Below are 25,450 nucleotides of genomic sequence, written 5' to 3'. Positions count from 1 at the left end.
TGAATGAAAAGAAAAATTTATAAAAATACGTTTTAGAGACTAAATATTTACCTATAGTTTTCTTGTACTGGAAAATAAGTGAGAGATTGGCAGAAGAGTATAGCGTGGTATAATATATATAGAACTAGAAGGTGACAAGGGGCTATTGTAGATGATGAGTAAGTATGAACAAATTTATACAGAAATCAGCAAGTCTATTGATAATAAACAATTAAAAGAAGGATGTAAAATCCCATCAGAAACGGAATTAATGAAGCAGTATGAGGCAAGTAGGGGTACTGTAAGAAAAGCTGTAGATTTATTGCAAGAGCGTGGATATGTTCAAAAAATACACGGAAAAGGTGTTTTTGTATTAAAGCGCAAAAACATTGAATTTAACTTTGGTGGTATTGTAAGTTTTCAAGAAGAAAATGAACGTTTAGGACGTCATTGTATTACAGAAGTCGTGGAAATAGAGAAAATGAAAGCGACACAAGATATAGCAAAGCTATTAAACGTGAAAGAAAAAACGGAAATAAATCATATTAAACGTGTACGAAATATTGATGGAGAAAAAGTAATTTTAGATATAAACCATTTTGTATCGGAATATATTCCAGGATTAACGAGAGAAATTGCAACTGCATCGATTTATAAATACATTGAGAAAGAATTAGGGCTACATATTAGCTATTCACAGCGGGTAATTGAAGTGCAACCATGTACAGAGGATGACCGAAAGTATTTGGATTTAAATGGAACAGACTATGTTGTCGTTGTAAAAAACTTTACTCATTTATACGATGGGAGTCAGTTCGAATATACGGAATCACGTCACCGTTTAGATATTTTTCACTTTTCGGATGTGGCGCGAAGAAAATAAAGAGATGGAGCGAAATAATCGTTCCATCTCTTTATTTATCCCGCTATTTGTGGGCAGTAAAACTCCCACCTCAAAATTCAGCTGGAGCAAAGAAGTTAGGTGGGAGATCAACTGCCTGTAAATGCCCGATTGGTGAAGGCTAATAATCAGTGGGGGATGAACAAAACCCCCACTGATTAAAGTTTCACTTTATAAAAAAATCACCAACTTATATATACGAGTGTTGACTAACTTATATATACGAGTTAATATGTAAGTGTAAACGGTATCAAAAAAAGAAAAGAGGGACGGGAATATGGGGAAAGACTATCGTAAAACAGCAAAAGAAGTGTTGCAGTATATTGGTGGGAAAGACAATATTGAACAAGCTGCGCACTGTGTAACGAGGCTACGTATCGCTTTAAAAGATGAAAATAAAATAGATAATGATAAATTACAGTCTGTTTCATTAGTAAAGGGAGCGTTTCATAACGCTGGGGTATTTCAAATTGTAATTGGTCCAGGTGATGTCGATCGAGTATACGCTGAATTGATAACGCTTGCAGGTATGGAAGAATCGACAGTAGCTGACGTAAAAGGTTCAGGGGATAAAAAATTAAATCCAGTTCAAAAGTTTGTAAAAGTATTTTCAGATGTATTTATGCCGATTTTGCCAGCAATTATTACGGCAGGTTTACTAATGGGGATTAATAACCTGTTAGGGGCAAAGGACTTATTTTTTGATGGGAAAAATTTATTAGAAGTATACCCGAACTTAGGTGGGCTTTGGGATTTAATTAATATGATGGCCAATACAGCATTCGTATTCTTACCGGCACTTGTTGGTTGGTCAGCAACGAAGCGCTTTGGTGGTAGTCCAATACTAGGGATTGTTATGGGATTAATGCTTGTGCATCCGGCCTTATTAAACGCGTGGGATTATGGAAAAGCAGCGACTGGTTTAGAGGGACAAAAGATTGAGTACTTCGATATTTTAGGGCTATTCCAAATTGAAAAGGTAGGATATCAAGGCCAAATTTTACCCATTTTAGTAGCAGCATTCGTATTAAGTAAAGTTGAAATCTTCTTAAAGAAACATGTGCCAAACGCAATTCAATTATTAGTTGTACCAATTACAACAATCGTTGTAACGGGTGTGTTAGCGTTAGGAATTATCGGTCCAGTTACACGTCATATTGGCGATTTATTAACGGCTGGATTAGTTGGCGTATATGAAACGGTACCAGTACTTGGAGCAGTATTATTTGGAGCATTATATGCACCGCTCGTAATTACAGGAATGCATCATATGTTTATTGCAATTGATTTACAGCTAATTGCACAGCACGGCGGTACATTTATTTGGCCGATGATTGCTCTTTCTAACATTGCACAAGGTAGTGCGGCACTAGCGATGTTCTGGATTTCTAAAAATCAAAATGATAAAAGTATGGCATCAACATCAGCAATCTCAGCGTACTTCGGTATTACAGAGCCAGCGATGTTCGGTGTGAATTTAAGAAATAAATTCCCGTTCTATGCAGCGATTATTGGGTCTGCTATAGCAGCGATATTTATTACATTAAATGGTGTATTAGCACCAGCAATCGGAATTGGCGGATTGCCAGCATTTATTTCTATCATTCCGAAATCGATTCCGATGTTTATTGTAGGGATGATAATCGCAGTAGTAATTCCATTTACATTAACATGGTTATTTGCGAAACGAGTAAAACAGAAGTAGGAGGAAATTAAGCATGAAAGATTGGCATAAAAGTGTAGTCTATCAAATTTATCCGAAGAGCTTTAATAGTTACTATAATAAAGAAACCGGTGATATAAAGGGAGTTACAGAGAAATTAGATTATTTAAAGGAACTTGGAGTGGATTATATTTGGTTAACACCGATATACCGATCACCACAAAATGACAATGGATACGATGTAAGTGATTATTACAGCATTGATCCATCTTACGGGACGATGGAAGAGTTTGAAGAGCTTTTAAAAGAAGCGAAAGTACGTGACATTGAAATCATGCTTGATATCGTTGTAAATCATAGTTCAACGGAGCATAAGTGGTTTAAAGAAGCAAAAGAAGATAAGAATAGTCCGTATCGAAATTATTATATTTGGCGTGATGAAAAGAATAATTGGCAGTCTAAATTTGGAGGATCTGCTTGGAAATATGATGAGAAAACAGAGCAATATTTTTTACATCTATTTGATGAGACGCAAGCTGATTTAAACTGGGAAAATGAAAAGCTTCGTGAAGAAGTGTACGATATGATGCGCTTTTGGTTGGAGAAAGGTGTAAAAGGATTCCGCCTTGATGTTATTAACTTAATTTCAAAAGATCAAAGATTTTTAAGTGATGAAGGCACCACTGCTACAAGTGATGGGCGTAAATATTACACAGATGGTCCACGCGTCCATGAATATTTACAAGAGATGAGCCAAAATGTTTTTGAAGGGAAAGATGTAATTACAGTTGGAGAAATGTCATCTACGACAATTGATAATTGTATTAAATATTCGAATCCTGAGCGCAATGAACTAAGCATGACGTTTAGTTTCCATCATTTAAAAGTAGATTATCCGAATGGTGATAAGTGGACGAAAGCTGATTTTGATTTCATTAAATTAAAAGAAATTATGTCTAATTGGCAAATTGAAATGCAAAAGGGCGGAGGATGGAATGCGTTATTTTGGTGTAATCATGACCAGCCTCGTATCGTTTCACGGTTTGGTGATGATGAGAAGTACCGAAATGAATCTGCGAAAATGTTAGCGACAGCTATGCATATGTTGCAAGGAACACCTTACATTTACCAAGGTGAAGAAATCGGTATGACGAATCCTAAATTCGAGTCCATCGAGCAATATCGTGATGTAGAATCATTAAATATATATGATATAAAGCTAGAAGAAGGATTATCAAAAAAAGAGATTATCGGGATTTTAAAACAAAAATCTCGTGACAATTCCCGTACTCCGATGCAGTGGAATGAAGAGGTGAATAGTGGTTTTACAACGAGTACACCTTGGATTTCTGTGGCTGAAAACTTTAAAGAAATAAACGTAGAGAAGGCATTAGAAGATAGAGAATCTGTATTTTATCATTATAAAAAGCTAATTGAATTTAGAAAAAAATACGATGTCCTTACAGAAGGGAAATATGCTATTTTAGATGGAAATCATCCTAGCATTTGGGCGTATACACGTACTGTAAATAATGAAGTATTACTTGTTATAAATAACTTCTACGGAGAAGAAATAACGTATTCTGTACCAGTTCATGTTCAATTGGATGGTATGAAACAAGAAGTATTATTATCAAATTACAAAGATTCAAGTAAAGATATTACCAATCTTAACTTAAGACCGTATGAGTCAATTGTATATCGTTATATGAAATAAAAGGTTGGATGCCGGCGGGCGTCCAACCTTTTTATTTTAAGACGCCACTATATAAAATCTTTACTTCTACTTCCGGTTTAAATTTTACCTTTGCATAATCTTTATTCCAATTCTTTTTCTTCCATAACTCTGGATGATAAGCGATAAGATTTCTACCTATACCGAAAGCGTCACAATTTGCTTTTTGTAGCTTTTTCGTTATTTGTTTTGCTTCTTTTGTGAGCTGCTTAGATAATTCTTTGTTTAGTTTTTTTCTTTCTCCCATTTTATAAAGATTATCTCTCGGTGCTTCAAGAGCGATTACTTGTAGCTTTAGTTTTAGATGAGCGTAAACATTTCCTTTTTTGTCAGTCGTTATATTCAAGTCTCTTTTTAGTTTCCGATTGCTCACTTCCATTGTTAAATAATCAGATGTCTTCTCTGATTCATCGCTAGTAAGTTTTTGGGTTATACGGGCACTTGTTCCCATTTTTCCGGTTAATAACACGAATAGAACAGATTGTTTCAAAGGTAAATGCCCAGTTAATTTATCGTTGTTAAATAAAGCTAACCCGTTTGTAATTACTTCTTTTCCTTTTATTTTTATAGAAGGGAGAGTAAAGTCTTTACCGGGATCTAACATTTTTGTAGCGGCTGTTTCTAAAGTTTCTTTTGGAAATACACTCATATCTTCTAAGCTTTTCACTTTTTTCTTTAGAAAATCTCCAATTAGTAAATTTCCTACTTTCTTTTTTTCGAGTATCTCGGATGTTTCACCATCTACTGCAATAAGTTTTACTAAAGCAGTTGGGTTTGTTGGATCCCGAAAGCTAACATCTAAATAGGGTAGTATACCTTTTTTTAGAATTTTGGTTCCTAGTAATTGAACACCATATTTGAAATAGCGAATATTCCCAGTCACATTTTTTTTTAGGGCATCGCTTGTATCCCTTATGTTATGCCCGGTTGATGAATGTATTTCATTCTCGAATGAAGATTGCTCTCCGCTTGAACTTTTTACGAGCTCGACTGTTTGCTGGAGTTTATTCTCTTCCGTAATATCAGATCCAATGCTATAAGCTAATCTGGCTTCTCTTAATGGTTCTTGATCCCAACAGCCAGAAAGGAATGAACTAGCACATAATATAAAAAGTAGTTTAACTCTTTTTTTGAACATACTGTTCTCCTTTCTTATTTCTTATTACTGAATAAAGTAGAAATAAAAGAGGGAGAACAACGATGAAAATATAGGTGAACTTATCAGTGAAAGTTGAAATTACTTTTAATTCTTCAGGTGTATCTATAAATAAGGCTACACTAAAAGCAATAATACCAACGATTGGAACGGCCTTTTTATGATTAGCAAGGTTGAATATATGTCCAATTCCTATTGAGGCAGCACAGTAATAACTAGCAATAGAAGCGACAACTGTTATCATCCATATTGGTATGAATAGTAAATCAGTTCGGTCTATAATCCCGATATGCAAGGAGCGTAATAAGTAAGCAACTGGCTCTGGAATAAGTTCAACTTGTTTTGGACTGAATACGATAAAGCAAATCCAAACAGTAAAAGTATAAAAAAGCGTTACAAATCCATTAGCGATAGAAATGGCCTTCAGTTTTGCCACAGAACTGCCATTTACTTTTGGAAAAGCGATAAGAATAATTTCAAAACCATACATGGCTGTAATTGTTTCCTTGGATGCTTGAATTATATTCCACCATCCGGCTTCTGTAAGTGGAAAAATATAAGAAAAATCAGCTCGTGTGAGCCCAAGTGCAATTAAAAGTGCCATTGGGATAATAAGAATAGAAGCCATGACATAAAATCGTACAATCACTTTAAATGTATTATAGGCTACGTAGCAACAAGCTATTGTAAATAGTATGAGAATTGCAGACCAAGGGGTGGCTTGTAAGACCCATACTTTAATGACATTACAAGCATTTAACATAACCGTCATACCGATAAGGGTAAAATAAAAAACATAAGCAAAACCTAGTAGTTTTCCAAACTTATTACCAAATAGCATACAAACACTTTCATACATATCAGCATCAGGAAATCGTTTTAAGAAAAGCCACATAAGTAAAATAATAAGTTGAATCGCAAGCCCAGCGATGAGAGCAGAAATCCACCCACCACCTTTCGCTATTGGGTGAAGACGGTTTGGTAGAGAAAGTATACCAACCCCGATTTGGCATTGAATAACGAAAAAGGTAAATTGAACAAGTGAAATTTTACTTTGCGTGTTTGTCACCGTTCTCATCCTCTCTCGTTACATGTTGTCGTTGCATTTTTTTCGGCTTTGGATCATGAGGTCGTTCCCAAAACGACCAAATTGGAAGTCTTACAAAAGAATCTTTCATATCTTTTATTCGCATCGGTGCAATAGGAGAAAGATATGGTGTATGAAATGAATGTAGCTGGCATAAATGAACGAAAGTTATAATTAGACCAAATGATATTCCTACGTACCCGAATATAGCAGCAAGAATCATTAATGGAAAACGAAGAATTCGAACTGCTGAACTCATATCGTTTGATGGAACGAGAAAAGATGAGATTGCAGTTAAAGCTACAACGATAATCATTGTGTAAGAAACGAGTCCGGCTTTTACAATTGCATCACCAATTACTAAACCACCTACAATACCGATTGTTTGTCCAACGCGGCTCGGCAGACGAATACCAGCTTCCCGTAATAATTCGAAAATTAACTCCATTAAGAGAGCTTCAAAAATAGGAGGAAGTGGCACTTTCTCTAATGAAGCTTTAATTGTATACACAAGTTCGAGCGGCAGCACATCAGGATGAAAAGCGACAGTTGCAATATATAAAGCTGGTAAGAGAAAGGCAATTAAAAAACTTACTAAACGAATCATTCGGACGAAAGAACCGACAATCCAGCGGTTATTATAATCATCTGGCGATTGATAGAAAGCGAATAACGTAACAGGTACGATGAGCGCTGTTGGATCTCCGTCAGATAAAATAGCAACTCGTCCCTCCATTAAATTAGCAACAGTTCTATCTGGACGCTCTGTATTTAATTGTTGTGGAAATGGTGAGAAAGACGTGTCTTCTATAAATTCTTGTATGTATCCTGGTGGCATTAGTGCATCGGTCTTAATCGTTTCTAATCTTCTTTTTACTTCTGTGACGAGATCATCATTAGCTATATTTTGCATATAAACAATTGCTACTTTCGTGTGCATCTCTTCACCAAGGATAAAATATTTAACGACTAAATTTGGACTCTTAATTAGTTTCCGTACGGAGGCTAAATTAGTAGCTAAATCTTCTACAAAACCAGAATGTGGTCCGCGTACAACACCTTCATTGTCAGGCTCTTTTATATCCCTTTTTAAAGATAAAGCTGTTTCAAAAGTACAAAAGCTTTCGACATGTTCATGGAAATACAATGATTTACCCTGTAATAAAAGTTGCACACCATAATTTAAATTTGTTTCTTTTTTCATATTCAATGTAGAAAAAGCTTTTTCTAAAGACAAATCAGATCGAGTTAATAATGGTTCAAGAGCTAATTGATGAATTAAATTTGGGTCTGCTAAAGATTCGATATATAAGATTGTTCCTTTTCCATTTTGAAAAGGAACATCTAATTTTTTTATATCATCAGAATGGCAGAGCTTATTTTCAATGTAATTAATATTTTCCGGAAGTGATGGAAACATATGCTTTTGGTTCTTGCTTTCTTGCTGTTCTTCGTGTTGTGTCATAAATTCCACCTCTTTTAGAATAAAATTCCTTCTGTTAATTTTTGTTTTTTATAAGGAATTTATGCTTGGATTATTTGAAAAAGTAGCTTGAAAGTTCTGTTACATTATCTTCTATACTTAAAGAAAATGAAAATTAGGGGAATCGAAAGAAAGCGTATAGTTAGATTGGCGATATTAATATATATCTTTTGTACTATAGGAGGGTAAGCCTAGCTGTATGCATAATTACATCATTCGATGAATAGGAAATTTAAGAAAAGCGATTTATACTACAAGTATTGTGTCTTGCCTTTTTAGGTGTAGTACACAGCCGGTGATTGGCTAGTGGAGGTTCTTCCATTTTGCCAGTGCCGGTTTTTTATTGGATAATAGAGAAAATGAAGTTTAATAAAGAAAGAAGGGGTTGTTTTGAAAGAAGTAAATTCTATCTTTATGAGAGAAAAGATTGCTAGTTTTTATCTTTATTTTATTTCTTTTCTTGGTTTGATTACTATAACTATATCTTTACTTGAAATTAAAATCCCTTCTCATCCAACAATACTAATATTGTTATTAATATTTATGGGGATTGCAGAGTATTTTCCTGTACGATTTTGGAGAGGAACTAGCTCGCTTACCTTTCCGATAATTTACGCTATGAGTTGGCAGTTTGGAATCCATATAACTATTATTGCTATTGTACTCGTAACGCTAATTATTCACCTGCATCGTCGTTCACCGATACAAAGAATGTTATTTAATAGTACTCAGCATGCGCTTAGTTTGATCTTGGCCGAATGGTTTTCAAATAAATGTATGTCTTTATTAATTAACAAGATAGATATGTCAGTTCTATATGAAAATTTAATATCTTTGTTGTTATTTTGCGTGTTTTTTGGTTTCTTCAACAACCGCTTTTACGATTTGTTAATGATAATTCTTCCGCAGCCATATTCAATCTATCAGTGGTATAAAAAAACTGTAACGGTATTTCTTTGCGAAACTTTTGGTTTCTCTTATGCGGCCCTGATGCATGTATTAATTAGTACATATAGTGTGGAAATAAACGAGATTACAGTACTGTTTTTCTTTTTTCCACTTGTAGCAATTTCAGTTATTAGTTCTTTTTCTGTACGGATAAGGATGGAGAAGGAACGATTATATGAGCTGTTTCTTATTACGACAGAAATTAGTCGTGGACTAACCGGAGGAAACTTGAAACATATTAAACAAGCACTTAAAGGCTTTTTTGGCATACAAGCATATGTAATATGGACAAAAGATGATGGGAACTGGAATCTTCTATTAAAAGATGGGAAAGTTCGTCTTGATATTTCTGATCATTCAGAAATATCAGAGGCGTTTGAGGGAATCTCTAAAAATCTTGTGTTTAATGATTGGAAAAATGGTACGGCTCCTGGAGATGAAATATTTGATAGCATCATACGCTCGCTTGTATATTTTCCTCTTATTGTAAATGATGAACTAGTCGGAATGTTTGTTGCAGGGAAAAGTAGAACTGCGGGTTTTTTTCCGGAAGATGTACAGTCGTTAGCTACGTTTTCAAACCAATTAGCTAACGTAGTTAAAACAAGGATATTGATTTCTGAACAGGAAAAAAGAATGATTTTAGAAGAAAGAAATAGAATCGCACGCGAAATTCACGATGGTATTGCACAAACATTGGCCGGGGTGATATACCAACTAGAATCCGCGCAAAAAAAATACCGTGATAAACCAATAGATATGCAGCAAATAGTAGAGAAAAGTATAAAAGATTTAAGAGGAAACCTAGGAGAAGTTCGTTATTCTATTTATGCTTTAAAACCATATCCGACACAACAATTAGGGCTTAAGCAGGCGATAGCAAGTAAAATAAAATCTTTAAAACAAGAATATGAACTAGATATTACATATCATGAAAGAGGTCATGCACGTGCGCTTAGCTTTTCAAAAGAAAGAGTTATTTTTGATACATTACAAGAGAGTTTGCAAAACATTGTAAAACATGCACAAGCAGAAAATACTGATGTTTTACTTAGCTATCAAAGTGAGCACGTGCTTTTAAGGGTTAAGGATAATGGAGTTGGCTTTTCACTATTTGAGTCTATGGTTAAAACGAAGAATGAGCCACATTATGGTATATTACATATGAATGAACAAGCTGAACAATTAGGGGCTACTTTACAGATTGATAGTTCTGTAGGGAAAGGGACAGAAATTACACTATTAATTCCAGATTCACAAACAAGGGGTGCGTAAAATGATTAAAATATTAGTAGTGGATGATCATGCTTTTTTACGAGACGCAATTCGGAACATACTAGAGGATGAATCTGATATGAAAGTGGTTGGAGAAGCTAGCTCTGGGGACGGAGTATTGGGAAAAGTAGAAGAATGCAGACCAGATTGTATTTTGATGGATATTAATCTTCCAGGGAAAAATGGGATTGAAGCCACAGAGTTAGTAAAAAAAAATTATCCAAATTGCCGAGTACTTGTGTTTACAATGTATGAGCATGATGAGTACTTAATGGATGCACTCCAAGCTGGTGCTGATGGTTATTTATTGAAGGATTCATCATCGGAGCAGGTAATAGCAGCAATTCGAATGTTATATCGAGGCGATTCAGTTATTCATCCGCGTATGACTAAAAAATTAATTACATATCATCAGCAAAAAATGAAATTAGAATCAAATGAAAATGAACTGACGGAACGTGAAAAGGAAATTCTCTTTGAATTAGTAAAAGGACTTAGTAATAAAGAAATTGCTGAAGCTCTATATATTAGTGATAAAACAGTTAAAATTCACATCAATAAAATTTTTAAAAAACTAAATGTAAAAAGTCGATCGCAAGCGGTGATTTATGCTGTTCGAAATCAATTGGTTCCGTTGGATTAAATAAGAGATGTTTAAAAGAACTATCGTGTTTCTTTATTCTATATTACAAAGAATAAAGGGCAAGGTAGTTCTTTTGTACTATTTGGGCATAGAATCATTAGAAAAAAATTACTCCTTTTGTTCAATATTCAGAAAAATCAAAATGTGAAATAATAAAAATAGAATTATTGCTTAACGCTACTAATAATTCATGTTGTAAATCATTGTAGTTGGAAACAATTTATGGGGGCTTTTATAGAAAGAAGATTAGAAGTGTGGGGATGGCGGTAGTAGTGTTGGAGATTCTCGATTATTTTAAATAGATTCAAGGTTGATAGAATTGCCAATGCTAAATAGGAGCTCAGAGGATTTATTTTAGAAAAATAAATTTAATAATAAGGAGATGCGCTATGAAGAAGGGGAAATTCGGAAAAATACTTATTGGAACGCTAACTGTTGGTATGTTAATGTCTCAAGGAATTCCATATAACGTATTGGCAGAAGAGGTAAATACAACTACTTTAACTGGGATTGATGATGCAAACGCTATATTGAAAGGTCTTACAAAGGAACAACGTAATGCCTTAAAAACGTTAAATACAAAACCAGGTTTTGTTATTTCACCAGGCATCAATACAGCAAGTCCTGATAATGTGAATGTGATTGTAGAGTTTAAGCAAGCACCTAGCAAAATCGAGATGTTAAAACAAGCAGCTAAAGGGAAAAAAATAGCTCTTTCAACTGCGGAACAAAAGGTAGAAGCATCTCATAAAGAATTTAAATCAGAGTTTGAACAGCTTCAAAAGAATAAAGATAAAGGGACGAATTTTAAATCTGCCAAAATAACAAGAGAATATAAGAATGCTTTTAATGGTGTAGCGATTTCGTTACCTGCGAATATGATTGAAGACTTAGTTCGCACTGGTATTGTTAAGCGCGTATGGGAAGATAGTGAGGTCAAAATTGATTTGCCGAAAGAAACAGCTAAGACTGCTGCTGAACCCAAAATGGCAGATAGTGTACCGCAAATTGGTGTGGACAAGCTGCATGATGAAAAAATAACAGGTAAAGGAATTAAGGTAGGTGTACTGGACACAGGTATTGATTACAACCACCCGGATTTGAAAGATGCATATAAAGGATATCGTGCAAAGCAAGGTGAAGATCCAAGCAAAATAGATCCGAACTCAATAAAAGGATGGGACTTTGTTAATAATGATGCTGATCCAATGGAGACAACGTATAAGGATTGGCAAAATTCTGGAGGATATCCTGAAATTTATGATGGAAGTGCATATTATACATCCCATGGCACTCATGTAGCTGGGACAATTGCTGCAGACAAAAAGAATAATGTGGATTATGCGGTTAAGGGAGTCGCTCCAGATGTAGATTTATATTCATATCGTGTATTAGGACCATATGGAAGTGGACAAACAAGCGGTATTCTTGCTGCGATTGATAAAGCAGTGAAAGACGATATGGATGTTATCAATTTATCATTAGGTGCAGCTATTAATGATCCTTTATATCCAACTTCTGTGGCAGTGAACAATGCCATGTTAGCTGGTGTTGTTACAGTAGTAGCGGCAGGTAATAGTGGTCCTGGAGAAGGTACTATTGGATCACCTAGTGCGGCGGCACTTCCAATTACAGTTGGAGCAAGTGACGCTGCGATGTCTATCCCGACATTTTCTGCCGATGCAGGTGATTTACATGTCGATAAGATGATGCTACTTGGAAAGAGCTTTACTGATAAGCTTGAAGACTTAAAAGGTCAATCCTTATCGGTTGTATATGCAGGACTTGGGAAATTAGATGATTTTAAGGGGAAAGACGTAAAAGGAAAATTAGCGCTCATCCAACGCGGTGAGATTACATTTGATGAAAAGATTAAGAATGCGAAAGAAGCAGGTGCAAAGGCCGTAATTGTATATAACAATGTTGATGGTGAAATCACAAGTTATCTTGGAGAAAGTACGTCATCTATTCCATCGTTCCGCTTAGCGAAAGTAGATGGTGAGAAATTACAAGTAAAAGCTGCACAAGGAGATGTGTCTTTAGCGTTTGGAGAAATTAGTAATATAAAAACAGAGGGAGATCATTTAGCCGATTTTAGCTCTCGTGGTCCTGCAACTAAAACAGATGATATTAAGCCGGACATTGTAGCGCCAGGTGTGTCTATTTTCTCTACTGTTCCTGAATATATTAACGATCCAAAGGATGGAGAAAATTATCCGGTAGCGTATGGACGTATGTCAGGTACATCTATGGCAACTCCTCATACAGCGGGGGTGGCAGCACTCATTTTGCAAGAACATCCAAACTATAGTCCGTTTGAAGTAAAAGAAGCGCTTATGAATACTGCAGTTGACTTAAAAGAAGAGCGCTCTGTATTTGAGGTGGGATCAGGCCGAATTGATGCGTATCGTGCAGTTCATGCAGACGCATCTATCGAGGTTATCGATAAAACATCAAACGTTGTAAATGATGAAGAAGTAGAAATCGAAGAAAAAACAGGTTCAATTGCATTCGGGTATAAAAACCAATTAGGAAATGGACCAATTAAAGATAGTCGAAAAGTCTTAATTAAGAACAACAGTAAAACAGATGGAAAAGAGTTCAAATTAGAAGTAGAGTTTTCAACAACAAGTGTAGGTGTGCAGGATGCAGTAAAGAATGGTGTGAAGCTGAACGTACAAGATTCTATTAAAGTGGCTTCTGGTACATCAGGGGAAATTAGCCCTGAAATTATCATTCCAGAAAACGCAGAATTCGGTAGGTATGAGGGGTATATTCATATTTCAAATAAAAACAATGAAAAAGAAGTATATCAAGTACCGTTTGCAGTTAAATTCACAGAAAAAGGGATTGAGTCTGTAGATTTGCTGAGAGACGCAATGGCAACAGATGCATCAAAATTCCATCCATTTATGGAAAGACCAAGTTCGCCGTTGGCATTTAAATTGAATAGCCCTCTTGAAACTATTGATGCGGTTGTGAAGGATCGAAAAACAGGAAAGGCATTAGGAATCGTTGGTACACTTAATGCAAGTAGTCTAACACCGAATGTTGAATATATGATGTTTTCTGGTATGGGAGGATATGTATTTCCGTTCACAGGAGATCCTGCCCATCCAATTGGGGATAAACCTGTTATGTTGCCTGATGGAGATTACGAATTGAACTTCGTTGGATATGATAAAGAAGGGAAATCTTATACAAAAGGCGATAGCATTATCATTGATAATGTCATACCTGAAATGAAATTTACGGATGTACAACCTGGTATTCATGAAGTAAATGATTCTATGTTCAAAGAAGAAGATGGCCAGCGGGCATTATGGGTGCATGGTAATGTTTATGATTCTACAGTGGATGCATTAAAGGCAAAAGGCCTGCAGTATGACCAAAAAGCTAATCAAATTGTATATTATCAGAACTCGGCCTTTCCATCAGGTTGGCTGAATACAATTCAGGCCAATGGTGACTTTAAATTTGGAGTACTTCCAGAAGAAATAAATGAACCGTTAAATTTAAAATTATTTGGATATGACCTCGCAACTGCAGGGAATATGGCAACTGGATATAAAGATTACGTCTTTGTAAAAGAAGGGACAGAATACGCTGTTCCAAGTTATGACAAAGATAAAATAAAATTAGGAGAAAAAATTACGTTAACTTTAAATCTCAATAATGTAAAACAACTTATGTCAGGTACATTTGAAATTCCTTATTACAAGCAGCTATTTAAATTTACAGATGTGAAACCCAATCCAGCACTTACGGAATATGTAAAACAACATGGACTGAACCTTAAATTAGAAGATCCGAAGATAAGTGAAGAAGGATCTTGGGAAAACAAGGTGAAAGTTGGCGCATCATTGGAAGGAAAAGAATTTAAAGGATTAGATGGAGATACACCATTTTTAGATGTTACATTCGAAATGACTAGCGATGAATATTTTAATGATTTAATTGCATTTGGAGCGGATAAGTTTTCTTATACAAAAGCTGGTGCATCAGACGGCATTGAGATTCCTGTGTTTAAAGATAAGTCTTTTGCTATTGTTTCGAAACATTCAACAGTTACAGGATATATTGGTCCGGAAGCTTTCTTGAATGAAGAGGGGTATTTAGGTAAGAATGATTACACAAAACTAGGAGCAAAAGTGTACGCAGTTGGCAAGGATGGAAAGAAATATACAGGAACGATTAATGATAATGGGCAATTTGAAATTCATAGTGTTCCTGTAAGCGATAAAGAATATGATATTTTCGTAGAAATGCCGGGTCATTTAAATAGTAAATTAACTACAAAAATAGGGAAAATGCAAGATGGAGAATTAGTGGGACAAAACTTTAGAGCCGATATGGATGACAACCTTGCAGGTGATGTAAACGGCGATAAAATGGTGGATATTCAAGATGCTAGAATAGCAGCTCTTTCATATGAAAAAGGAAAAGTGGCTACAAAAGATGGAGATGTCAATCAAGATGGTGTTGTAAATGAAACAGATATTCGTTTTATCGAGAAGAATTTCTTGAAAAAGGGTCGAGATGCTAAAGAAAATCAGAAGCCGAAAGAAAATGTAGGGCCAGTGACGTTAGATAAAATCTTACGCTCTATTGGTTTAGAACCAAAAAAATAAGTGGACAAACTTCTAGAGTAAATAAAGCAATAGGACAATGAATATAAAATTAAATGAGATTGGCTAACAAATAACCGGTAATGATTTACGGTAACATTACTGGTTATTTTAAAGGTAATAATCGCTTGGGTACATGAAGTAACTAGTTTAAAGTTAGTTCGCTTTCGTTGTGGGACAAGGTAGTTGCTTAATTATTATTGTTTGTGGGATGGAAATAAGGTTTGTAGTTTAAACTTTAAAAATAGGGGGACTTGTGAAATGAGTATTAAGAAAAAACTTGGTATGGGTGTTGTAACTGCAGCGCTTGGCTTATCTTTAATTAGCGGGGGAACATATGCGTATTTTAGTGATAAGGAAGTATCACAAAACACGTTTGCAGCGGGTACTTTAGATTTGAGTGTTAATCCTGAAGTTGTTATTAATGTCGACAATATTAAACCAGGTGATGAAATGGAACGTGGTTTTCAATTAGTAAACAAAGGAACCTTAGCAATAGGGGATGTGAAACTTCTGACAGATTACAGTGTAATCGATGCTAAAGGAGATAATGGAAATGCTGATTTTGGTGATCATATCCGTGTTGATTTCTTGTGGAATTTGGATAAAAATGAGGTTCCAATTTGGTCTACTACATTATCTGAATTAAAGGTAGCTACGCAAAACGGAAGTATTCCTGATCTTGTACAAAAAGGTGTTGTAGACCGAGAAGGAAATGGACTTGCTCCTGGTGATGATGATACTTTCTACGTAATGTTCACATTTGTAGATAACGATGAAGAGCAAAATGTATTTCAAGGAGATTCATTGAAGTTAAATTGGACCTTCAACTCAATGCAGACAAAAGGTGAAGAGAAATAAAGATAAATATTATATATGAGAATGAATTGATGAGGAATTGAAGAATAGAATTTTTAATAGTGTAAAGGTTGATTGAGTGAATCAACCTTTTTTTATTTTGTGAGAAAATTATGCTTAGATTATTTGAAAAAAAGTAGCTTGAAAGTTACGTTACGTCATCTTTTATACTAAAGAAAATAGGATATAGGGGGATGGTGTAGATGACTTTAAAATGTATGTGGGGATGGAAAGAAATTTTATATTTATTTGTTTTCGTATTTCTGATTGTACCAGTAATGATTGAATCTCTTTTTTATGATTATGCTTTAAAAATACTAGGGAACTCATTATATGCTGGAGTATTAATGGGACTTATAATGGCAGTGATATTTACGTTTGTAGTTTATCTTTTTTGCATAAAAAGATATAAACTGTCGTGGAAAGATATTGGAATTCGGAAGCTTTCATGGAAAGATTTATTGTGGACATTTGTAGCGGTTATTTCTTTGATTGTAGTGAGTGTTGGAGTATTAATGATAATGGAAAAACTGGGGATTTCTTTCGAAAATAGTAAAACGGAGACGATCCAAAATGATAAATCAATATATGCGTTCTGTATCGCGGTAATTGGAGCAGCAGTTATATCACCAATCTATGAAGAAATTTTATATCGAGGTGTTTTTTATACGTTTTTTCGTGATAGATATGGCATATTGGGCGGGGTGATTATAAGTTCAATAATATTTACCGTTGTTCATATTCCAACATATAACACATTACCGGTGAATTTTTTAAGCGGTGTAGTATTCGCGTGGTTATATGAAAAAACAAATTCTATTTTATCGGCTATGATTGCACACGCACTATTTAATTTCATAGCAGTACTTCTTACATTTATGTCGAATTAAGAAGATATATAGGAGGGATACAAATGGAAATAGCGGTAGAACGTGTTTTTACGAATGAAATTTTAGCAAGAGCAGCAAAGGCATATCATGTAACGGTGGAAGAAAAGCCACTTGGTGATTTTGAAAATTATATTTTTAAGGCGAAGGGTAAAAATAATGAAGATTACGTATTACGCTTAACTCATTCTTCTCATCGTTCTAAAAAAGAGGTAGAGGCCGAACTAGATTTTTCACGGTATGTTGCGGAGCATGGGGCGAAAGTGGCGGGACCTCTTAATTCAATATCTCAAAATCTTGTAGAAGAAATTGGAGCGGAAGATGGCACTTTCTTTTTCGCGTCTTTATTTACATATGCAAAAGGTGAGCAAGTAAAAGGAGAAGAATCGCCTTATTGGGGAGATGCTTACTTTGAAACGTGGGGAAAAGCGATTGGACAACTGCACCGCCTTACAATGGATTATCCTAAAACAGACTACCGTGATACGTGGGAAGAGGATGAAAGTAGCATTGTTAGCGGATTAGAAGATGCGAAGGTGAAAGAGATTGCTTCTGTATTAATGGATGAAATAAAGGCTCTTCCAATTGAAAGAGAAACGTTTGGTCTTATGCATGGTGATATTCATCCAGGTAACTTTCATTATGATGGTAAAGAGCTAACAATCTTTGATTTTGATGACGCTGCCTATAATTACTTCATTCATGATTTAGCAATGGTTCTTTATTACTCTGTTCTTTTTACACCGTGGACATTGGAGAAAAAGACTGAATTTGCTCGTAAACAGTTACAAGTGTTACGAAAAGGTTATGAATATGAGCACAGACTGGCGGATAGTTGGTATGAATCGTTACCGTTATTTTTGCGTCTACGTGATATTGGTTTATACGGTACGCTTCAAAAGAAGTTTAAAGGGAAAGATATGCCAAAGGATTTTCAAAAGTTATCAGATGAGTTGTATGAAAGAATTATAAAGCAAGAGGCAATAGTGAATATATAATACAGATATAAGGGAACAAAGTATATAAAATAAATATATACTTTGTTTTTTTATACAAAAATATGTTTACTTTATTAAAATAATATTGTTATAGATTCGGTATACACTTATAATTTTATATATATTCTGAATATTCTTTATAAAGGAGGGGGGGGAAAGTTGGAAGCTATCGTAAGTTGGATAAATAATATTGTTTGGAGTCCAGCACTTGTCTATTTATGTTTAGGAGTAGGTCTATATTTTTCCATTCGAACAAGGTTTTTACAAGTAAGACATGTAGGGGAAATGGTGAAGCTTACATTTAAGGGAGAAAAGTCTGATGCGGGTGTTTCTTCGTTCCAAGCGTTAGCACTTTCGTTATCAGGGCGCGTTGGAACCGGAAATATTGCCGGTGTTGCAACGGCTGTTGCCTTTGGTGGTCCAGGCGCTGTATTTTGGATGTGGGCGGTAGCCTTTCTAGGAGCTGGTTCTGCATATGTAGAATCGACGCTTGCACAAATATATAAGACGAAGCATCAAGGGCAATTCCGCGGTGGTCCTGCTTATTACATTGAAAAAGGACTAGGTGTTAAATGGTACGCATTAGTGTTCGTCGCAGCGACAATTCTTGCAACAGGAATGCTGCTTCCAGGTGTTCAAGCGAATAGTATTGCTGTAAGTCTAGAAACAGCTTTTGGTATTAATACTTCTGTATCAGGGGCGGTATTAGTAGCGGCATTAGCACTTATTATTTTTGGTGGAGTTAAGCGAATTGTTAACGTAGCGCAAGTTGTAGTACCGTTTATGGCGCTTGGCTATATTTTAGTAGCTTGTGTAATTGTAGGTATGAATATTGAAAAATTACCAGACGCTTTCATGTTAATTTTAAAAAGTGCATTTGCATTAGAAGCAGCTTTTGGCGGGATTATTGGTTTAGCAATTTCTTGGGGTGTAAAGCGTGGTATTTATTCAAACGAAGCAGGGCAAGGAACTGGGGCCCATGCAGCAGCAGCTGCTGAAGTATCGCATCCAGCTAAACAAGGGTTAGTACAAGCATTTTCCGTTTACATTGATACATTATTTGTTTGTTCAGCAACAGCATTTATGATGATTATTACAGGCATGTATAACGTATTTGATGCAAGCGGAAAAAACTTTATCGTCAATAAATTAAATGGTGCACAGCCAGGTCCTGGTTATACACAGGCAGCAGTAGAATCTGTTTTCCCTGGATTTGGAAACGGTTTCGTGGCAATCTCTCTACTATTCTTCGCATTTACAACAATTATGGCTTATTACTACATTGCAGAAACGAATATTGCTTACTTAAATCGTGATAAAGACCGTCCTTGGATGTCTATCGTACTAAAGTTTGTATTCTTAGGAGTTGTATTCTACGGTTGTGTAAAAACAGCAGAAACAGCATGGGCTTTAGGCGATATTGGTGTAGGAATTATGGCATGGGTTAACATTATTGCGATTCTATTATTACAAAAACCGGCATTGATCGCATTAAAGGATTATGAAAAGCAGAAAAAAGAAGGAAAAGATCCAGTGTTCGATCCGCAGAAACTAGGAATTAAAAATGCTGATTTCTGGGAGCATGAATACGGGAAAGACAAGAAAGAAGAAGTATCTTAAGAGAATAGAAATGAAGGAGCAAAGGGAAATCCCTTTGCTCTTTTTTATGGACAAAATGAAGATGAAAGTTATTTTTTTGCCTATTTTTGAATATAAAAAGAATGTACATGCTTTGTTTAGGGGAGGGGGGAGTATGGTGATAGAGTTTCGTAATGTAAATAAATATTATGGTAACTTCCAAGTTTTGAAAAATATTAATGTGCAAGTGAAAAAAGGTGAAGTGGTAGTAGTTGTTGGTCCTTCAGGATCAGGAAAAAGTACATTGCTTCGGTGTATAAATCAGTTAGAGGCGATTACCGATGGAGAATTAATCGTACAAAATACAGACGTACACAATAAAAAAACAGATATGAATGAATTACGCCGAAATATTGGTATGGTCTTCCAGCATTTTTACTTATACCCACATAAAACAGTTCTGCAAAATATTACACTAGCACCAATTAAAGTAAATAAAACTTCAAAAGAAGAAGCAGAAAAAACAGCGATGGTTTATTTAGAGAAAGTAGGAATCCCGGAGAAGGCAGGTGTATATCCTCATCAATTATCCGGAGGTCAACAGCAAAGGGTAGCGATCGCTAGGGGGCTCGCAATGCAGCCGGAAATTATGCTATTTGATGAGCCTACGTCCGCTCTTGATCCAGAGATGATCGGAGAGGTGCTTGATGTTATGAAAGCGCTGGCTAAAGAAGGAATGACGATGGTCGTCGTCACACATGAGATGGGATTTGCACGTGAGGTAGCAGATAGAATTTTATTTATGGATGACGGTCAAATTATCGAAGATACAACACCGGCGCAATTTTTTGCAAGTCCTGAACAAGAAAGAGCTCGTCTATTTTTAAGAAGAGTGTTAAATCATTAAAGGGGGAGTTTTATGCTTAAAATGAAAAAGTTGTTTACGTTAATCGTATTTTCATGTTTATTCGTACTTGTCGTTGCTGGATGCGGAAGTAAAAAAGATGAGACGAAAGAAACGAATACGAAACAAGGCGGGGCTGTTGAGCAAATTAAAAAGCGCGGGAAACTAGTAGTTGGGGTGAAGAATGATACGAACTTATTTGGCTTGAAAAATCCTTCGACAGGACAGGTAGAAGGGTTTGATGTTGATATCGCAAAGGCGCTTGCGAAAAAAATCCTTGGAGATGAAAAGAAATTAGAATTAAAAGAAGTAACGTCTAAAACGCGTATTCCACTACTGAAAAATGGTGATATTGATGCAATTATCGCGACAATGACAATTACGGAAGAACGTAAAAAAGAAGTAGATTTTTCAGATGTATATTTTAAAGCAGGGCAATCGTTACTTGTGAAAAAAGGAAGCGATATTAAAAGTATTGATGATGTGAAAAAGGGTGTGAAAGTGTTAGCGGTAAAAGGTTCAACGTCTACAAATAATATTCGTCAAAAATCACCAGAATCGACTGTATTAGAATTTGAAAATTACAGTGAGGCATTTACAGCGTTAAAAGCAGGTAAAGGCGATGTTTTAACTACAGATAATGCGATTCTTTACGGAATGGCAAAACAAGATTCTAATTATGAAGTTGTAGGGAAAATTTTCACGGATGAACCGTATGGAATTGCAGTACAAAAAGGTGCAGACGATTTAACGAAAGAGATTAATAGTTTATTAAAAGATATGAAAGCGAATGGAGAATACGATAAATTGTATGAAAAATGGATTGGTCAAAAACAAGAGAAGTAAAATGAAACTTTATTTCTCGTGATAAATAGTAAGAGTGAGAGGATGAGAGTACTCATCCTCTTCTTGTAAAGAAAGAGGGGAGAATATGTGCCTGATTTTTCTATATTAACGAATAACATTGATATGTATTTAGAAGGATTTAAATATACGGTTATGTCTAGTGTAGTTGCGCTAATAGGAAGTTTTGTTTTAGGAATTGTTATGGCAGTGATGCGAATTTCACCTATTCGTATTTTGAATTGGATTGGCTCTGCCTATGTAGAGTTTGTTAGAAATATTCCACTCGTATTAATTGCATTCATTTTCTATTTTGCTTTGCCTGTAATAGGAATTACTTTCAACGGTTTTGTAGCAGGGACAGTTGCGCTTACAGTTTATACAGCGGCTTTTATTGCGGAAGTAATTCGTGCTGGTATTTTATCAGTCGCGAAAGGTCAAATGGAAGCAGCACGTTCTTCAGGATTAACTTATACGCAAGCGATGTATCATGTCGTCTTACCTCAAGCGATGAAAATCGTCATTCCTCCTCTAGGAAATCAATTTCTCAATTTAGTAAAAAACTCTTCAATACTCGGAATTATTGCTGGAACGGATTTAATGTATCAAGGGGACTTAATTTCAACGAAGACGTTCGTTACGTTTGATGTATATATATTTGTCGGGATGTTTTATTTAATATTAACAATACCGCTAAGTATGCTAGTGCGTTATTTAGAAAAACGCTTGGCAAAGGAGGCGGTATAAATGGATTTTAAAGGAGCGATAACAGGTGATCATATCCTCTTTTTATTAAAAGGATTACTCATAACGTTAGAGGTAGCGCTCGTAGCAATTGTACTTAGCTTTATTATTGGTAGTGTAATAGGGATATTGCGCTACATGAAAATACCTGTCGTCTCACAAGTATTAGGAATTATCGTTGAAGTGATTCGAAACTTACCACTACTTTTAATTATATTTTTCACATATTTTGCGCTTCCAGAAGTAGGCTTGAAATTAGAGATTATAACAGCTGTAATTGTTGCTTTAACAATATTTGAAGCAGCAATGATATCTGAAATTGTTCGAAGTGGTCTATTATCGATTGAAAAAGGACAGATTGAGGCCGCAAGATCTTCAGGATTAACGTATGTTCAAGCACTGTGGCATATCATTTTACCACAAGCATTAAGAAGAATGGTCCCGCCGCTTGTCAGTCAGTTTATTTCATTGCTGAAAGATACATCATTAGCAGTTGGTATATCACTGCCAGAGCTTATGCATAATGCTCAAATTATTAGCGGGCAGAATGTAAATTATATGATTCCAACGTTTATAGTAGTAGCTTGTATGTATTTTGTTGTAAACTACGGTTTATCAATTTTATCTAGAAGATTAGAAATGCGTTAACTCTTACAAAAAATGTAAGAGTTTTTTCCTTATAAATCCTTTTTTGCCTCAAATTAGTATCGTGAGCTCTTAATAGTTGAATTTTTATATTGTTTTATCAGAAAAGTTTTAATTTTATATAGAAATTGTAATCGCTTTCGTGTATATTTTTATTATCAGAAAATTTTAAAAAGAGATAGGGGTACTTGTAGGGGGAGGATTAAGATGCAGCAAACAACGAATGAGCAATTACATCGTACGATGAAGAGTAGACATTTATTTATGATCGCACTAGGTGGTGTAATCGGAACTGGTTTTTTTCTAGGTTCAGGTTACACCATTAATCAGGCTGGACCAGGGGGAGCCATCCTTTCATATTTAGTGGGCGGATTTATTATGTATTTAACAATGCTTTGTCTTGGAGAGCTAACGGTAGCAATGCCAGTTTCAGGATCTTTCCAAAAGTATGCGACGAAGTTTATTGGACCAGGAACTGGATTTATGATTGGTTGGCTATACTGGATTGGATGGGCAGTAACAGTAGGATTAGAATTAACATCGATCGGTTTAATGATGAAAAGATGGTTTCCGAATGTTGATGTTTGGGTATGGTGTCTCGTATTCGGAGTTATTTTATATGCTTCAAATGCAATATCAGCGAAGAGTTATGCTGAATTAGAGTTTTGGTTCTCTAGTATTAAAGTAGTTACAATTATTGCATTCATTCTACTTGGTGGTAGCGCATTACTAGGATTCTTACCATACGATGGAAAAGAAGCAGCGCCTCTTTTCTCTAACTTTGTAAGTGATGGTGGGCTATTCCCAAATGGACTAGCTGCAGTGCTTCTTACGATGATTACAGTTAACTTTTCCTTCCAAGGAACAGAGTTAATCGGGATTGCAGCAGGAGAGAGTCAGAATCCTGAAAAAACAATTCCACGTGCGATTCGTAATACAGTATGGCGCATTATGTTATTCTTCATTTTAACAATGACAATTTTAGTAGGGTTAATTTCTTGGAAAGAAGCAGGGATAATTGAAAGCCCATTCGTAGTTGTATTTGATAAAATCGGTATTCCATATGCAGCTGATATTATGAACTTCGTTATTATTACAGCTCTTCTATCTGTAGCGAACTCAGGGTTATATGCAGCAACGCGTATACTATGGTCACTTGCAAATGAAGGAATGGCACCAACTTCTTTCAAGAAAGTAAATAAACGTGGTATTCCGATTACAGCGTTAGTCGTAACGATTGCTGTAGCGGCGTTATCTTTATTAACAAGCTTCCTTGCAGAAGATACAGTATATATGTACTTATTATCTATAGCTGGTTTATCGGCTGTTTCAAGTTGGATCATTATTGCTTTATCACAACTTCGCTTTAGAAGTCAGTATTTAAAAGGCGGAGGAAAATTAGAGGACTTAAAGTATAGAACACCACTATACCCGCTTGTTCCAATTTTAGCTTTAATTACAAATAGCATCGTTGTTATTAGTTTAGCGTTTATTCCAGAACAAAGAATGGCTTTATATTGTGGTATTCCATTTATCATTTTCTGCTACATATATTATTATATGAGTAAGAAACGGAAGAAACCGATGAAAGTGGAGATGGAAGCAAAGTATGAAAATAAAAATTAAGCATGATGATATAGAGGCAGATTTATCGTATGGTCCATTAGCGATTGGAGAAGAAAATGGGTATTCACCGTTACAATTACTCGTTTCTTCTATCGCAGGATGTAGTGCAATTGTCTTTCAAACAATTTTAGAAAAGAAACGTATTACATACGATACGTTTACAATTGAAACTGAAATTGGTAGAAGTGAAGCTTTATCAAAACCAGTTGAAAGTGTTCATTTGCACTATAAAATTAAAGCGCAAAACATTACAGAAGAACAATTAGACAAGGCGCTGCAACTTGCAGTGAAAAATTGCACAATTGTTCAATCTGTAAAGGATAGTATAAAAGTTACAGAAACAATTGAATTAGTAAAGTGAAATATAAAAGCGTGAGAATAGGGCGCTCACGTTTTTATGTTTTTGGCAGAGGGGGAAGCATGATGGAATGTTTAGGTTGTAAATTAGCAAATGAAGAAGAAATTATATATAAAGTGTATGAAGATGATTATGTAACTTGTTTTTTAGATCATGCGCCTTTCTATACAGGGCATACTTTAATCGTTCCAAAGCAGCATGTTGTAGAAGTGGACGAATTAGATGATTGTGTAGCAAAAGCGATTATGGATGCTTCTAAGCTTATTTCAAAGGCTATTAAGTTATTATATAAACCAGACGGAGTTACAATTTGTCAAAATGGTGGAATCTTTAACGAGTTAACTCATTATCACATGCATGTTGTGCCGAGATATAAAGAGCGTTCGTTTGCTGAGTTTTATACGGTACAGTCGGGAGAAAAGAAGAATTATAATTTTGAAGTGACACAGAATTTGTTAAAAGAAGCGATAGCGCAAATAATACATAGCGACAAGGCGTAAGAGGAGTTTTC

At 35.3% G+C, this 25,450-nt stretch carries 20 protein-coding genes; 17 read left to right on the top strand and 3 right to left on the bottom strand.

Translation table 11 applies throughout. The features are described from left to right. The first annotated feature begins 151 nt into the window (after window positions 1-151). The 3 genes from treR (at window position 152) to treC (ending at window position 4,260) form a co-directional block, all read left to right on the top strand. Window positions 152-862, top strand: coding sequence for a trehalose operon repressor (gene treR / locus MKX66_RS16695; RefSeq protein WP_002029746.1), 711 nt, complete (start codon window positions 152-154; stop codon window positions 860-862). Between the two features lie 295 nt (window positions 863-1,157). Then, window positions 1,158-2,585 carry a PTS system trehalose-specific EIIBC component gene (treP, locus tag MKX66_RS16690; RefSeq protein ID WP_002010521.1) on the top strand — a complete coding sequence of 476 codons (1,428 nt, stop codon included), beginning with the start codon at window positions 1,158-1,160 and terminating at the stop codon, window positions 2,583-2,585. A 13-nt stretch (window positions 2,586-2,598) separates the two neighbouring features. Continuing rightward, complete coding sequence (treC, locus tag MKX66_RS16685) at window positions 2,599-4,260, top strand: alpha,alpha-phosphotrehalase (protein WP_098635236.1); 1,662 nt, start codon at window positions 2,599-2,601, stop codon at window positions 4,258-4,260. A gap of 31 nt (window positions 4,261-4,291) precedes the next feature. Here the strand turns inward: treC and gerKC are convergent, their stop codons facing one another. From gerKC to gerKA, 3 genes are read right to left on the bottom strand one after another with little or no spacing between them, the layout of a single operon-like run. After that, window positions 4,292-5,416, bottom strand: coding sequence for a spore germination protein GerKC (gene gerKC, locus MKX66_RS16680; protein ID WP_088038445.1), 1,125 nt, complete (start codon window positions 5,414-5,416; stop codon window positions 4,292-4,294). Further along, on the bottom strand, window positions 5,397-6,503 hold the full coding sequence (locus MKX66_RS16675; RefSeq protein WP_341086764.1) for a GerAB/ArcD/ProY family transporter: 1,107 nt from the start codon (window positions 6,501-6,503) through the stop codon (window positions 5,397-5,399). Before MKX66_RS16675 ends, gerKC begins: the two co-directional genes overlap by 20 nt. Further along, window positions 6,484-7,986, bottom strand: a complete 1,503-nt coding sequence (gene gerKA / locus MKX66_RS16670; protein ID WP_044444478.1) for a spore germination protein GerKA — start codon at window positions 7,984-7,986, stop codon at window positions 6,484-6,486. Before gerKA ends, MKX66_RS16675 begins: the two co-directional genes overlap by 20 nt. Before the next feature lie 408 nt (window positions 7,987-8,394). Between gerKA and MKX66_RS16665 the strand changes: the two genes are divergently transcribed. The 14 genes from MKX66_RS16665 to MKX66_RS16600 all read left to right on the top strand — a co-directional run bounded on the left by MKX66_RS16665 (window position 8,395) and on the right by MKX66_RS16600 (window position 25,439). After that, window positions 8,395-10,227 (top strand): GAF domain-containing sensor histidine kinase, encoded by a 1,833-nt coding sequence (locus MKX66_RS16665; protein WP_341086762.1) that lies wholly within the window; start codon window positions 8,395-8,397, stop codon window positions 10,225-10,227. Window position 10,228: 1 nt separating this feature from the next. After that, window positions 10,229-10,870, top strand: coding sequence for a response regulator (locus MKX66_RS16660; protein ID WP_199634200.1), 642 nt, complete (start codon window positions 10,229-10,231; stop codon window positions 10,868-10,870). 389 nt (window positions 10,871-11,259) lie between these two features. Continuing rightward, complete coding sequence (locus MKX66_RS16655) at window positions 11,260-15,501, top strand: S8 family serine peptidase (RefSeq protein ID WP_215590695.1); 4,242 nt, start codon at window positions 11,260-11,262, stop codon at window positions 15,499-15,501. A 258-nt stretch (window positions 15,502-15,759) separates the two neighbouring features. Next, on the top strand, window positions 15,760-16,359 hold the full coding sequence (locus tag MKX66_RS16650; RefSeq protein WP_000023369.1) for a TasA family protein: 600 nt from the start codon (window positions 15,760-15,762) through the stop codon (window positions 16,357-16,359). A gap of 200 nt (window positions 16,360-16,559) precedes the next feature. Beyond that, complete coding sequence (locus MKX66_RS16645; protein ID WP_215590696.1) at window positions 16,560-17,246, top strand: CPBP family intramembrane glutamic endopeptidase; 687 nt, start codon at window positions 16,560-16,562, stop codon at window positions 17,244-17,246. Between the two features lie 23 nt (window positions 17,247-17,269). After that, window positions 17,270-18,241, top strand: coding sequence for a phosphotransferase enzyme family protein (locus tag MKX66_RS16640; RefSeq protein ID WP_326997122.1), 972 nt, complete (start codon window positions 17,270-17,272; stop codon window positions 18,239-18,241). Between the two features lie 159 nt (window positions 18,242-18,400). Next, window positions 18,401-19,861, top strand: a complete 1,461-nt coding sequence (locus tag MKX66_RS16635; protein ID WP_002029764.1) for an alanine/glycine:cation symporter family protein — start codon at window positions 18,401-18,403, stop codon at window positions 19,859-19,861. 10 nt (window positions 19,862-19,871) lie between these two features. Beyond that, window positions 19,872-20,726 (top strand): amino acid ABC transporter ATP-binding protein, encoded by an 855-nt coding sequence (locus MKX66_RS16630; protein ID WP_307837906.1) that lies wholly within the window; start codon window positions 19,872-19,874, stop codon window positions 20,724-20,726. A 12-nt stretch (window positions 20,727-20,738) separates the two neighbouring features. Continuing rightward, window positions 20,739-21,569: a glutamine ABC transporter substrate-binding protein GlnH gene (gene glnH, locus MKX66_RS16625; RefSeq protein ID WP_000916495.1), complete on the top strand. Its 831-nt coding sequence runs from the start codon at window positions 20,739-20,741 to the stop codon at window positions 21,567-21,569. Between the two features lie 87 nt (window positions 21,570-21,656). After that, a complete protein-coding gene (locus MKX66_RS16620) occupies window positions 21,657-22,313 on the top strand; it encodes an amino acid ABC transporter permease (RefSeq protein WP_061673994.1) in 657 nt (218 codons plus the stop codon). Then, window positions 22,314-22,958, top strand: coding sequence for an amino acid ABC transporter permease (locus MKX66_RS16615; RefSeq protein WP_326997123.1), 645 nt, complete (start codon window positions 22,314-22,316; stop codon window positions 22,956-22,958). A gap of 204 nt (window positions 22,959-23,162) precedes the next feature. Beyond that, window positions 23,163-24,581, top strand: coding sequence for an amino acid permease (locus MKX66_RS16610; protein WP_002029755.1), 1,419 nt, complete (start codon window positions 23,163-23,165; stop codon window positions 24,579-24,581). Further along, window positions 24,565-24,942 (top strand): OsmC family protein, encoded by a 378-nt coding sequence (locus MKX66_RS16605; protein ID WP_326997124.1) that lies wholly within the window; start codon window positions 24,565-24,567, stop codon window positions 24,940-24,942. Before MKX66_RS16610 ends, MKX66_RS16605 begins: the two co-directional genes overlap by 17 nt. Further along, window positions 24,939-25,439, top strand: coding sequence for an HIT family protein (locus tag MKX66_RS16600; protein ID WP_341086753.1), 501 nt, complete (start codon window positions 24,939-24,941; stop codon window positions 25,437-25,439). Before MKX66_RS16605 ends, MKX66_RS16600 begins: the two co-directional genes overlap by 4 nt. Window positions 25,440-25,450 lie beyond the last annotated feature (11 nt).

The organism is Bacillus sp. FSL R9-9530, from assembly GCF_038008145.1.
Taxonomy (GTDB): domain Bacteria; phylum Bacillota; class Bacilli; order Bacillales; family Bacillaceae_G; genus Bacillus_A; species Bacillus_A mycoides.
The sequence above is the reverse complement of the archived record's forward strand: the minus strand, read 5'-3'. Positions and strand labels throughout refer to the sequence as shown.